Annotated in this window: 6 protein-coding genes and 3 pseudogenes; 8 read left to right on the top strand and 1 reads right to left on the bottom strand. The window is 58.5% G+C overall.

Annotation, left to right across the window (positions count from 1 at the left end; genetic code table 11):
• Positions 1-277: 277 nt before the first annotated feature.
• The 6 genes and pseudogenes from XM38_RS12350 (at position 278) to XM38_RS12325 (ending at position 7,852) form a co-directional block, all read left to right on the top strand.
• Complete coding sequence (locus XM38_RS12350; RefSeq protein WP_080813898.1) at positions 278-565, top strand: hypothetical protein; 288 nt, start codon at positions 278-280, stop codon at positions 563-565.
• Between the two features lie 472 nt (positions 566-1,037).
• A complete protein-coding gene (locus XM38_RS12345; protein ID WP_202978884.1) occupies positions 1,038-1,397 on the top strand; it encodes a hypothetical protein in 360 nt (119 codons plus the stop codon).
• Positions 1,398-1,549: 152 nt separating this feature from the next.
• Positions 1,550-2,086 carry a GIY-YIG nuclease family protein gene (locus tag XM38_RS12340; protein WP_088430002.1) on the top strand — a complete coding sequence of 179 codons (537 nt, stop codon included), beginning with the start codon at positions 1,550-1,552 and terminating at the stop codon, positions 2,084-2,086.
• Positions 2,087-2,140: 54 nt separating this feature from the next.
• A pseudogene (locus XM38_RS12335) lies at positions 2,141-4,450 on the top strand (Tex family protein).
• A gap of 743 nt (positions 4,451-5,193) precedes the next feature.
• Entirely contained in the window at positions 5,194-6,555 is a 1,362-nt protein-coding gene (tftA, locus tag XM38_RS12330; RefSeq protein ID WP_080814331.1) for a hormogonium tapered terminus morphoprotein TftA, read from the top strand.
• A 340-nt stretch (positions 6,556-6,895) separates the two neighbouring features.
• Positions 6,896-7,852 carry a SpoIID/LytB domain-containing protein gene (locus XM38_RS12325; protein WP_202978883.1) on the top strand — a complete coding sequence of 319 codons (957 nt, stop codon included), beginning with the start codon at positions 6,896-6,898 and terminating at the stop codon, positions 7,850-7,852.
• A gap of 262 nt (positions 7,853-8,114) precedes the next feature.
• Here XM38_RS12325 and XM38_RS27000 read toward each other — a convergent pair whose 3' ends face one another.
• On the bottom strand, positions 8,115-8,252 hold the full coding sequence (locus XM38_RS27000) for a hypothetical protein (protein WP_225889508.1): 138 nt from the start codon (positions 8,250-8,252) through the stop codon (positions 8,115-8,117).
• A 6-nt stretch (positions 8,253-8,258) separates the two neighbouring features.
• Here XM38_RS27000 and XM38_RS12320 point away from each other — a divergent pair.
• Positions 8,259-8,995 (top strand): annotated as a pseudogene (locus XM38_RS12320) (alpha/beta fold hydrolase).
• Positions 8,996-9,173: 178 nt separating this feature from the next.
• Positions 9,174-11,961 (top strand): annotated as a pseudogene (locus XM38_RS12315) (cation-translocating P-type ATPase).
• Positions 11,962-11,972 lie beyond the last annotated feature (11 nt).

Below are 11,972 nucleotides of genomic sequence, written 5' to 3'. Positions count from 1 at the left end.
GCGTGTTGCTCCCTGTCCGAGTCTAGATCTGAGAGGATGGCTGTGGCGAAACCGACGGTGCTCAGATGGAACCGCCCTGGTGAGATCACCCCAGCCGCCGACATGTCTATCGTTACCGTTCAAGTACTCTGGGTCCTAAGGGATCTCCCTCCTTTCAGAGCCGCATCCTCCTAGGGCTGCCAATTTGTTCCGTCGGCACCTTCCCGTAGACCCTGCCGTTCCAAGCTGGGTGGAGCCAGGGAGGGGGACCGGGGATTCTTCTCCATGGATAATCTCTATGACCTGTTGTCTTGCTCGTACAGCCCTGCTGGGGCTTAGCTTCATGGCCACTGCCCTGGTGGCCTGCTCTAACCCTGCTGATCCCTCTCCTGCTGATAGCGCCGATCCTGAGGGGAGCGTCCCCTCCCATTCATTGCCATCGGCGACCGTGACCACTGTCTGGGAATCCCTAATCGCTTCAGTGGCCCCCAGCCATGGCTGGCAGGTAAGTCCTTGTGGGAATCCCTGCCATGAAACCGCTTCGGATGAGCCTTCTTACCCTGACTATCGTCGGCTTGTACGGTAACGGTGCAGTCAGACTCTTTTGCCATGCCGTTGTGGGGTACGGTGGCGGGCATGATTTGATTCCATCGACCATCCTCTACAAGTAATGGCAGAGAAGCTGGCGGGGATGGCGACGTCTCCTTAGCTTAGACACACTAGGGGCCTGTGTTGAATCGGTCCCTTGCTTAGATCAGGTGCTGGGCTTGCAGGAAAAAGATGGTCAGGCGAAATAGGTTGAGGCCAATGAAGGCAAGAAGCAGGATGGTTACTAGTACCTTCACTAAGTCGCGGGCAGATTGCATAGGTCGCTCGGGGCAGCAAAGATTATCTCCTCCTTAAGCCTCTGATCCTAGCTTGGGGTTGCTGTTGCCCAGACACGATTCTTAACGTCAGAGCTCTTGGTTCCACCCCCAGCCACGCTATAGGCTAGCAGCAACAGCCCTTAGTAGTAGGGTGGCAATGCCCTCCTAGGGCTGCTGGAATCTCCTTTGGTTATGGTGCGACTCAAAGTTATCGACAATTACGACAGCCGTTTTTCTCTAGAGCTTGAGGCACAGCAAACTCTATTCGGGTTGCTGTGCGCACCGAGCTTTCTGCAGCAGGTGTGCCAACAGGCCCAGGCTGAGTGCGTGGAATTCACGGCCAAATTATTTCAACCGCTGCCCTATACTCGAAACACTCCCAAGGGCATGCCAGCGGAGTTTGAGCCTTACCACAATTCGCCAGACTATATCATCATCAATGTGCCGCCGCCGTTTATGTTCAAGGCCAAGATCTTTCAGCCTAGCCGGCTCTGTGCGGTCTATCGCAAACTAGGTCACAGCGTTTCTGAGGCTAGTGAGGCACGCGGATGACCATGACACCCTCGATCTCAGGAGGTAAGCTGTACCTTACCCAGCCAGGCAATGCTGTAGGGGAGGAATGGCGAGACCAGAGTGCCCCCTAATGCCCCTATGGTGAACTTACCCTGGTCTTATTGGTGGGAGTCGATTTCTGCGTTGTGCCTATGACCTCTTCCCAGTCCATGGCTAGCCTGACTCAACTCGAGGCTCGGCCTTATTTGGAAAATGGCCAGATTTCCGAGCAATTTCAGGGGCAAGTGGGCATCTATGCCATCTTCGATGCCGTCCAGGACCTGCAGTACGTGGGGTATTCTCGGGATGTCTACTTGAGCTTGAAGCAGCACCTGGTGCGGCAGCCCGATGGCTGCCATTGGGTTAAGCTGCAAACCATTGCTCGTCCTAGTCGGACGGTGCTGGAGGAGACTCGCAACGCCTGGATTGCTGAAAATGGAGCCCTGCCGCCTGGGAATGGGGACGCTGCTGAGGCCTGGACCCAGCCCGTCGATGCTAAACGCACCATGAGTGCTGCCGAATGGGAGGAATACAAGGGGTTGGATGACCTGGCCCAGACAAAGTATCTGAAGAAAATTGCCCGGCGGTTAGAGGCTGAGATTCTTGAGAAATTGCAGCAGCGGGGGGTGCAAATGGAGCTGCGGTTTAATCCTAAGCTGAAGGAGACGGGCCTCCTCGATCTGAAGTAGAGATGTACTGAAGTAGAAATGTAGGCTCCTAACCCGACTGACGCTACCCTGCAGATGAGTACCTTTCATCAACAGATTGCTGCTGAACTCGACCTGAAACCCGCCCAAGTCCAGGCAGCTCTGGCCCTTCTGGCGGTGGGAGCCACGGTGCCGTTCATCGCCCGCTACCGTAAGGAACGGACCGGGGAGCTGACGGAGGTGCAACTGCGGCAAATTGCTGAGCGCCATCGCTACTTACAGGAGCTAGCGGAGCGGAAGCGCAGTATTCTAGATGCGATCGCAGCTCAAGGTGGCCTCACCCCAGAGCTACAGGCCCAAATCGAAGGCTGCCAGCAGAAGACCGAACTCGAAGATCTCTACCTGCCCTATCGGGCCCAAGCGCCGTACCCGGGCTACCGTGGCCCGAGAAAAAGGGTTAGCTCCTCTGGCAGAACGGCTGCAGCAGCTGAACCACACGGGCGTGGCGGTGTCATCCTTGACCCAGGAGGCAATGCCCTATGTCGCCGCCGACCAGGGAGTGACTTCTGCAGAGGAGGCCCTGCGGGGAGCCGCCGACATTCTGGCGGAACAGGTGGCGGAGCAGGCCGCCCGGCGGGCCCAGGTGCGGCGGATTTTTCTGCAGCAGGGAGTCTTTACGGCCACCATCAAGAAAACGCATCCCCCCGGCACCACCAAGTACGAGATGTACCGCCGTTACCAATGCCCGGTGCCAGCCATTGCCTCCCACAATCTCCTGGCCCTGCTGCGAGGAGAGAAGGAAGGGATTCTCAAGCTGAGTCTGACCGTGGATACGGAGCAGCTCCTGGCCCAGCTAGAGTCTCAGCTCATTACCACTGCAGTTCCTGAGCTGCGGGCCTTTTACCGAGACTTAATCCAGGATGCCTTCAACCGGCTGTTGCGACCGGCCATTACTCGGGAAGTGATGGCGGATAAAAAGGCTGGGGCCGATGAGGTGTCCATCGCCACCTTCGAGACCAACCTGAAGCATTTACTGCTGGCGGCCCCGGCCGGCATGAAGCCTACCCTGGGGGTCGACCCCGGCTTTCGCACCGGCTGCAAGCTGGCGGCGGGTGACCGCATCGGCAAGTTTCTGGCCTATGAGGCCATCTTTCCCCACCAATCCCAGGCCAGCGCCACCAGGGCGGCCACCACCCTGAAGCGGCTGATCCAGACTCACCGGATCGAACTGATCGCCATCGGCAACGGCACCGCTAGCCGCGAGACCCAGCGCTTCGTGGCCGATGTCTGCGCCCAGTTGGATGCCGCCCCGGTGACGGTGATGGTGAATGAAGCCGGGGCCTCGGTCTACTCCGCCAGTGAGGCTGCTCTGCAGGAGTTTCCTGACCTGGATGTGACCGTGCGGGGGGCCATTAGCATTGCCCGGCGGCTGCAGGATCCCCTGGCAGAACTAGTGAAAATCGATCCCAAGTCCATCGGCGTGGGGCAGTACCAGCACGATGTGGACCAGACCCGACTGCGGCAGAAGTTAGACGACACCGTGGAGAGCTGCGTCAACTATGTCGGGGTGGATGTGAATCAGGCTTCCAAGGAGCTGCTCACCTATGTCTCTGGCATCACTGGCACCATCGCCAACAACATCGTGGCCCACCGCAATCGCCATGGCCCCTTCCGGCAGCGGCAGCAGTTGCTGCAGGTGAAGCAATTGGGTCCTAAGGCCTTCGAACAGGCGGCAGGTTTCCTGCGCATCCGCGATGGCGATCAACCTCTAGACAACACGGCGGTGCACCCGGAACGCTATGGCCTGGTAGATGCGATCGCACAGGACCTGCAACTGCCTCTAGGGCAGCTATTGCAATCCACGGGGCGGTTGCAATCCCTAGCGCTAGAGCGCTATGTCTCTGATAGCGTCGGGCTGCCCACCCTGCAAGACATCGTAGAAGAGCTGAAAAAGCCCGGCCCGTGACCCCCGCGATCACTTCACCTACGCCCGCTTCCGCGAGGGAGTCAACGAGATCACCGACCTCAGCCCCGGCATGATCCTAGAAGGGGTGGTTACCAACGTCGCTAACTTCGGCGCCTTCGTGGATATCGGCGTCCATCAGGATGGCCTGGTTCATATCTCCCAACTGGCGGACCACTTCGTCAAAGATCCCAAGGCCATTGTCAAGGTGGGCCAGGTGGTCCACGGTGCGGGTGCTGGAGGTGAATACTGAGCTGAAGCGCATCGGGCTCTCCATGCGCTCAGAGGCCGCCTCCGATCGCCCCAAAGCCGCTAAAAAATCAGGGAAAATCTGGCCGTCGTTTCCGAGCGGGGCAGAAGAGGGATTGGCGGCTAGGCGAGTGGATGGGGGATGGGGCGGACGGAGGGCGGAGAACGGAGGGCGGAGAGCGGGAGGTGAATAGGTGGGGAAGTGGGGGGGTAGGGGAGAGTGGAGAGTGAAGAGTGAAGAGTGTAGGGCTGTGGCCGTGCGTAGCAGCAGAGTGAAGAGTGAGTAAAGGGTGATGGGGTGGTGGGGGTGATGGGGTGTAGGCGGAGCCTGCCCGAAGGGCTTTGGGGGAGTGGGGTGTATGGCCTAGCGGTATTCAAGAAAGGCGGAGCCTGCCTGCAGGGCTGAGTTTTGAGTTTTGAGTTTTGAGTTTTGAGTGAATGGTTTGGCTCCCTGTGAAACGGTAGATGGGCGGGCAAGTAGACCGATAGCGGATAGAGGGTAAGGGAACAGGGTAGGGGCGCGGCAACCGCGCCCAATGCAGAAAACCGGCTACCCTGCCGATGCGACGCGATCCTGAACGACTAATCGACAAGCCCTTCCGCGGGGTCCAGGGCGGCGGTTCGCCCTGGTCGTGGGAGTCCGAGGGGAACGAGATCCCCTCGGGTGAGCCCCCCGAGCTACACGATTAAGCGTAGTCTTATCGAGGTCCACCATCCCTGGCCGATGCGACGCGACTCAGCCCTGCTCACCGACATGGCAGGGTTGACATTTAAGATAATCATTCCTGCTTCTGCCCTGGCAGACTAGTTCCATCGGCGGGCAATTGCGGTATTCTGGCGGAGATATCCTCGGTTCAGCACCAGGTGAGTCAGGTCTTGGCAAGAAACCATCTCATCTGGGCGTAGATCAGGGGTACGCTGGCAACGAGATCGGGTTATGGCACGGATTTTTCTATCAGCTGGTCACGGTGGTTATGAAAATGGTCGACGGGATCCAGGCTCTCTTACCCCCACCACCACAGAAGCCGCGGAGATGCAAAAGCTGCGGGATCAGGTGGTGCCGGAGTTGCGATCGCGAGGCTTTGACGTGGCAGTGGTGGGGGATGATCTCAGTGCTGAGCAGACCCTGGAGTGGATCAATGCTCGCTGCGGGCTCAGCGATGTGGCCCTGGAAATTCACGCCGGTTCCTTTAGTAATCCGGAAACCAGGGGCGCCACGGTCTACTACATCGCCAACAACGACACCCGTAAAACCCATGCCGAGTTGATGCTATTAGCCCTGTTGCGGCGCTTACCTCAGCTCTCCAGTCGAGGGGTGAAGCCCGATACTGCCTCAGGCACGGGTAGCTTGGCCTTCTGCCGTCGGATTAACTGCCCTTCCTTACAGATGGAAGTGGGGTTCCTCTCTAACCCCGAAGATTTAGCCCTGATCCAAAATCGCCGCGAAGAGATGGCCCTGGGCCTAGCCGATGGACTGGCCTCCTGGAGCCGGGCCGTCACCACCAACTCCCCCAGCGTAGAGGGCCAATTTCCTGCCATTGACATCAGTCTCAATGGTGGTCTCTACGGGGAGCAGGGCATCATCATCAACAATAATTCCTACATCCCCATTGATTTGGCCGATCAATTAGATCTGGATTTGGCTAGCCATCCCGATGTCCGCCGGGTGCGCTATCGCAATGTGGTCTACATCAGGGCCGTGGATCTGCGGGATTTCAACATCTCCGTGGGCTGGGATGGCAAGACCCGCACCGTGTTGTTGAAATCCCAAGCGACGCTGCAGGTCTGTCCGGGCTTAATCGATCGGATCATGGGCCATGGCAACACGACCGAGTTGCAGCTCATGCGGTTCCTGGAGAGTAACAACGCTAAATCTCTCAGTGATGCTGCCTTGGCCAAGCTGCCCAAGCTCTATCGGGAAGAAGCCGCCATCGAAGGGGTGAATTACGATGTGGCCTTTGCCCAGATGTGCCTGGAGACCTCATTTTTGCAATTTGATAGCGAACTCACTCGGCAGCAGAACAACTTTGGCGGCATCGGTAATGTCGGTGGCAGCAGCGAACCTTTGAGCTTCCCCTATGAGGAGATCGGGGTGCGGGCCCACATTCAGCACCTGAAAGCCTATGGCAGTAATGAACCCCTGGTGCAAGAGCTAGTCGACCCTCGCTTTCGCTTTGTGCGGCGGGGAGTAGCGCCGTTGGTGGGGCAATTGGGGGGACGCTGGGATCTCGATAAGGACTATGGCACCAAGGTGATGGCAATTCTACGACGGCTCTATGAGCAGGCCAATTTACTGTGAGACCCTTAAGCCTTGACAGAGGGGGCCAACCTGGTGGACAACTGGACAAGGTTTGGTTGTTCCATTGAGTTGTTCCATTGACTCAGATTGTTTAGGTGTTTTCTCGAAAAGACTCTACCAGAGATGTCCTGAAGACAATGAGCACAGCGTCAGCTCCAGAAGTTATCGCTGTCGTCAGCCAGGTTAGGACATGCCAAATCAGTGAATTCTTTGCCTAGCAAGCACCCTGATTCTACCCTCTGCCTTTTTCCTTCTGCCTTTCGCTATATCTGGCCGGCAATTGCAATATCTATGGCGGTTGCCTTAGCTGCGTTCACTGTCCTCGCTCCCCCTTAGGCCCATGAGTTATTCCAGTGTAATGTGTCGGCGGTTGTTTCAGCGGTGTTGGCAGGGGCTGTGGCTGGGGGGCGGCACGGCCCTAGTCTGGTCTCTGTTGGCCGTGGCCGCTTGGGCTGGGGTCGACCTGCGGGTCATCCTCAGTCGCGGCAGTCAGCGGCTCACTGTCGGCAGTTCTGGAGCAGCGGTGGTTCGCGATCGCAACGGCCAGACCCTGGGGCGGGTGCCCGGCAATCAGGCCCTCACCGCCGCCCCCCAAGGAGCCCAGGTGAGCCTAGGCAACTGGCAGGGGACGGCCCTGTGGCTCGACCCTGGCGATGGTGACTACGTCTTCGTCGGCCATCGCTGGTATCGGGGCCGAGTGCTGGTAATGGCCAATGGCGGTGGACTCACCGCCATTAACTATGTCGATTTAGAACATTACCTCTACAGCGTGTTAGGGGGGGAAATGCCCAGCAGCTGGCCGGCGGCAGCCCTAGAGGCTCAAGCCGTCGCCGCCCGGTCCTATGCCCTTTACCACCGCAATCGGGCCGGGCAGCGGCCCTACGATGTGGCCAGCACGACGGCATCCCAGGTCTATCGGGGCCTAGAGTCGGAAGCTCGCAGCACCCGGGCTGCGGTAGATGCTACCCAAGGACAGGTGTTGACCTACAACGGTCAGATCATTGAAGCCGTCTTTCACTCTTCCTCGGGTGGCTACACCGAAAACGTCGAAGATGTCTGGCAGCGGCCAGTACCCTACCTGCGCAGTGTTAAAGACTATGACGCCGGTGCTCCCGTCTACGAGTGGGTTGAAACCTTGTCCATGGCAGAGTTCGAACGGCGGATTCCCGGCATTGGCAGCTTGGTGGCGGGCAGTACCCCAGCGCACGACTCCCCCGGGGCCGGGTCGTCACCCTACGGTTGCAGGGCAGCGAGGGCACACGCCTGCTCAGTGGCAAATGAGGTGCGCAGGCCTTGAATCTACGCAGTACTCTGTTTTCCATGACCGTGCAAGGAAATATGGTGCAGATTCAGGGCGGGGCTTTGGCCACGGTATCGGCCTCAGTCAATGGGGGGCCCCATATAATCTGTCCCAGCAGGGCTACACCTATGAGCAAATCCTCAGCCACTACGTATCGGGAGCCACCTCTGGCTCGCATCTCGTGGGCAGTGACGCTCGCGGCTAGGGGTTAATGCTTGCATTAAGGTCCCCAACGGCGGTAAGCTCAGGCCACTAATCGTTAGACAACGCTAGGAAGTGCTAGGAAGCGGCCATGGCCTTCGAGGAACACCGTATCGATGTGGGCTCCCTGCAGTGGTTCTATCGTCAGACCACCCCCCGTAATGATCAAGGTAAGGCGCCGGTATTGTTGCTCCATGGCCTGGTGACCCAGAGTTATAGTTGGCGCAGGGTGATGCCAACTTTGGCAGAGCAGGGTTCCGGGCGATTGCCCCTGACTGGATTGGCCATGGCTTCTCTAGTAAGCCGAATCGGCGAGAGTTTGCCTACACCCCAGAGGCCTTTTTACAGGCTCTAGAGGCGCTGACTGAAGCCCTGGGATTGAGCCGTTTTTATCTGGTAGCACAGGGATTTTTAGGCAGTGTGGGGGTGCAGTACGCCTTGCGCCATCCAGAGCATATCGAACGGTTGGTGGTGATCAATGCCCCGCTGACGGCGCAGGCGAGACTACCCTGGAAGCTGCGTCAGATGGGGTTACCGCTGCTGGGAGAGATGATTACCCAGGATCCGTTGTTGGTGGATCGCACCCTGGAGGGGGGCGGCCCTTACCAGGTGGATGATGCCGACTTGGATGTCTATCGCCGGCCCTTCTTGACCAGTTCTGAGGCTGGTCGAGCCCTGATGACGATGGTGCGACGGTTGCAGCTCCCCCAGGTCACCGCCGAAATCGAGACCGGATTCCAGCATTGGCAGGTGCCCACCCTCCTGCTCTGGGGCCTCGAAGATCCTTGGCTACCCGTGAAGACAGCCGTCACGGTGGCCAATCAGTTGAGCCACGGCCAGATCACGAAGCTGGACCAGGTGGGCCACTACGCCCAGGAAGACTGGCCGGAAAAGGTGGCAGCAGCCTTAGACACCTTCTTGCGCCAACAGGTGGTGTAGGGAGAGAGCTGGCATTGGACGGTCAGACTTCGAAGTTCAAAATTCAAAATTCAAATTTTGTCGAGGGTTTCGGTCAACGGGGCAATCTCTTAAATCTCATTCCCTGTGACGGCGACATCCTGAAGTTACCGCTATACCATGGGATCGTTATGTTGACAGGTGGCGAGTGGTCTCACCCATGGATGACAGGACGACAGCAAAGGGATATTCATGGCACACCCTAACTCCGGATGAGGCCCTGGCCCAACTCAAGAGTAATCGCAGCGATGGTCTCAGCGCCCAAGAGGTGCTGCAGCGCCGCCAGATCTATGGGGCGAATCAACTCGAAGAAACTGCCGGGCGCAATAACTGGCGTATCTTAATCGATCAGTTCAGCAACATCATGTTGTTGATGCTGATCGCCGTGGCAGTGATTTCTGGGGTCTTGGCCCTGCGCCAGGGGGAGGTGCCTAAAGATGCGATCGCAATTTTTTGCCATCGTCGTCCTCAACGGTGTGCTGGGCTACTTCCAAGAAAGCCGAGCCGAAAAGGCCCTCGCTGCCCTGAAACAACTGTCTTCGCCGAATGTGCGCGTCATGCGAGACGGCCGTCTCCAGGATGTGCCGGCCCAAGACCTCGTCCCTGGCGACATCACCTTGCTAGAGGCAGGGGTGCAGGTGGCCGCCGACGGGCGCCTATTAGAATCCGTTAACTTACAAATTCGGGAGTCGGCTCTCACTGGCGAAGCCCACGCCGTCACCAAACGCGCCCAAGAGGTGTTGGCCGCGGATGCCACCCTAGGCGATCGCACCAATCTAGTGTTTCAGGGCACAGAAGTGGTGCAGGGCCGGGGAACTGTTCTGATCACCCGCACTGGCATGGCCACGGAGCTGGGGCGCATCGCTGCCATGATTCAGGGGGTCGAGAGTGAGCCCACCCCCCTGCAGCAGCGCATGGACCAGCTGGGCAATACCCTAGTCAGTGGCTCCTTGATTCTGGTAGCCATCGTCGTCATTGGTGGCGTGGTGCAGGCAGGCTGGGGTGCCTTCGAATCCCTGCTCGAGGTGTCTCTCAGTATGGCTGTGGCCGTGGTGCCAGAGGGCTTGCCGGCGGTGATTACCGTCACCCTAGCCATTGGCACCCAACGCATGGTGCGTCGCCATGCCCTGATTCGTCGCCTGCCCGCCGTCGAGACCCTGGGCTCCGTTACCACCATCTGCTCCGACAAGACTGGCACCCTGACCCAAAACAAAATGGTGGTACAGACCCTGCAGACCCTGAACCACACCTGCGTCACCACCGGCCATGGCTACACCCCCGAGGGAGACTTCCTAGAGCGAGAGCAAACCCTCAATCCCCTGGAGCAGCCCGATTTGGCCCTGCTGCTGCTAGATTGCATGCTGTGCAACGATGCCATCTTACAGAAAGAGCACGGGGAATGGAGCATCCTAGGAGACCCCACCGAAGGGGCCTTAATTGTCTTGGCCAGCAAAGCCGCTCTGAGCCACGGCCACCTAAACCGGCAGCTTCCCCGGGTCGCTGAATTTCCCTTCTCCTCAGAGCGCAAACGCATGAGTGTCGTGGTGCAGGCGGCGGCCTCTTCCAGAGAGGTCGCCATCACCTGGGGAGACGCTCCCTACTGCTTATTTGCCAAGGGCTCGCCAGAACTCCTCTTGGGCCGTTGTAGCCAAGTGCAGATCGCCGACTCAGTGCAGCCCCTCTCTAAAGCACAGTACGGCCAAATTTTAGACAGCAACGCCAAGATGGCCAGCTGCGGCATGCGGGTCTTGGGGTTTGCCTATCGCCCCTTGCAGACATGTCCCGCTGACGACACCGCCGATACTGCAGAGCAAGCCTTGATTTGGTTGGGGCTAGTGGGCATGATCGATGCCCCCCGCCCGGAGGTAGCCGATGCCGTGCAACGCTGCCTGCAAGCCGGCATTCGCCCCATGATGATTACCGGCGATCATCAACTCACGGCCAAAGCCCTGGCCGAAGACCTAGGCTTCATCTCCGATAACGGTCAAGTGCTGAGTGGTACCGAGCTAGAAAAGCTGAGTCAGCCCGATCTAGAAGGGGCCGTCGCCAATGTTAGCGTCTATGCTCGGGTGTCCCCCGAGCATAAGTTACGGATCGTACAGGCCTTGCAAAAACAGCACCAAGTGGTAGCGATGACCGGCGATGGGGTCAACGATGCCCCCGCCCTGAAGCAATCTGATATCGGCATCGCCATGGGCATGGCTGGCACCGATGTCAGCAAAGAGGCCAGCGACATGGTGCTGCTGGATGACAACTTTGCCACCATCGTCGCCGCCACCGAAGAGGGGCGAGTGGTCTACAACAATATTCGCCGGTTTGTGAAATACATTCTGGGCTCCAACATCGGGGAAGTGCTCACCATCGCCGCTTCTCCGATGTTGTTGCCCATCCTCGATGTGCCCCTAACACCGTTGCAGATTCTCTGGATGAATTTGGTCACCGACGGCTTTCCGGCCCTAGCCCTGGCCGTGGAACCCTCTGATTCCACCGTGATGCAGCGCCCTCCCCATGACCCCAAAGAGAGCATCTTTGCCCGCGGACTCGGGGCCTATATGATCCGCATCGGTTTAGTCTTTACGGTCATCGCTGTCAGCCTGATGTACTGGTCCTATAACCATGCCCTCACCCACCCTGGCGACCCGGCTCGTTGGAAGACCATGGTATTTACTACCCTTTGCCTGGCCCAGATGGGCCATGCCATCGCCGTGCGCTCCGACATCCAATTCACCGCTCAGCTCTCCCTGTTTTCCAATCCTTTCGTGCTCGGGGCCGTGATCTTGACCACCGTGCTACAGCTGATGCTGGTTTACGTTGAGCCCCTGCGTGACTTCTTTGGCACGCAACTGCTCAGCCCCACCGAACTGGCCGTCTGCTTTGGCTTTAGCACCCTGCTGTTTGTCTGGGTGGAGTTCGAAAAGCTGATCAGGCGACTCGTCAAGCGATGCTAGAATGTGTACTC

Source organism: Halomicronema hongdechloris C2206 (assembly GCF_002075285.3).
In the GTDB taxonomy this organism is placed as follows: domain Bacteria; phylum Cyanobacteriota; class Cyanobacteriia; order Phormidesmidales; family Phormidesmidaceae; genus Halomicronema_B; species Halomicronema_B hongdechloris.
Note: the sequence above shows the minus strand (reverse complement) of the source record. Positions and strands in the feature narration are given on the sequence as shown.

Coding starts and splice junctions, on each gene's coding strand:
- XM38_RS12350 (WP_080813898.1), top strand. CDS start 278: ATGACCTGTTGTCTTGCTCGTACAGCCCTGCTGGGGCTTAGCTTCATG.
- XM38_RS12345 (WP_202978884.1), top strand. CDS start 1,038: ATGGTGCGACTCAAAGTTATCGACAATTACGACAGCCGTTTTTCTCTA.
- XM38_RS12340 (WP_088430002.1), top strand. CDS start 1,550: ATGACCTCTTCCCAGTCCATGGCTAGCCTGACTCAACTCGAGGCTCGG.
- tftA (WP_080814331.1), top strand. CDS start 5,194: ATGGCACGGATTTTTCTATCAGCTGGTCACGGTGGTTATGAAAATGGT.
- XM38_RS12325 (WP_202978883.1), top strand. CDS start 6,896: ATGAGTTATTCCAGTGTAATGTGTCGGCGGTTGTTTCAGCGGTGTTGG.
- XM38_RS27000 (WP_225889508.1), bottom strand. CDS start 8,252: ATGGAGCAACAATACCGGCGCCTTACCTTGATCATTACGGGGGGTGGT.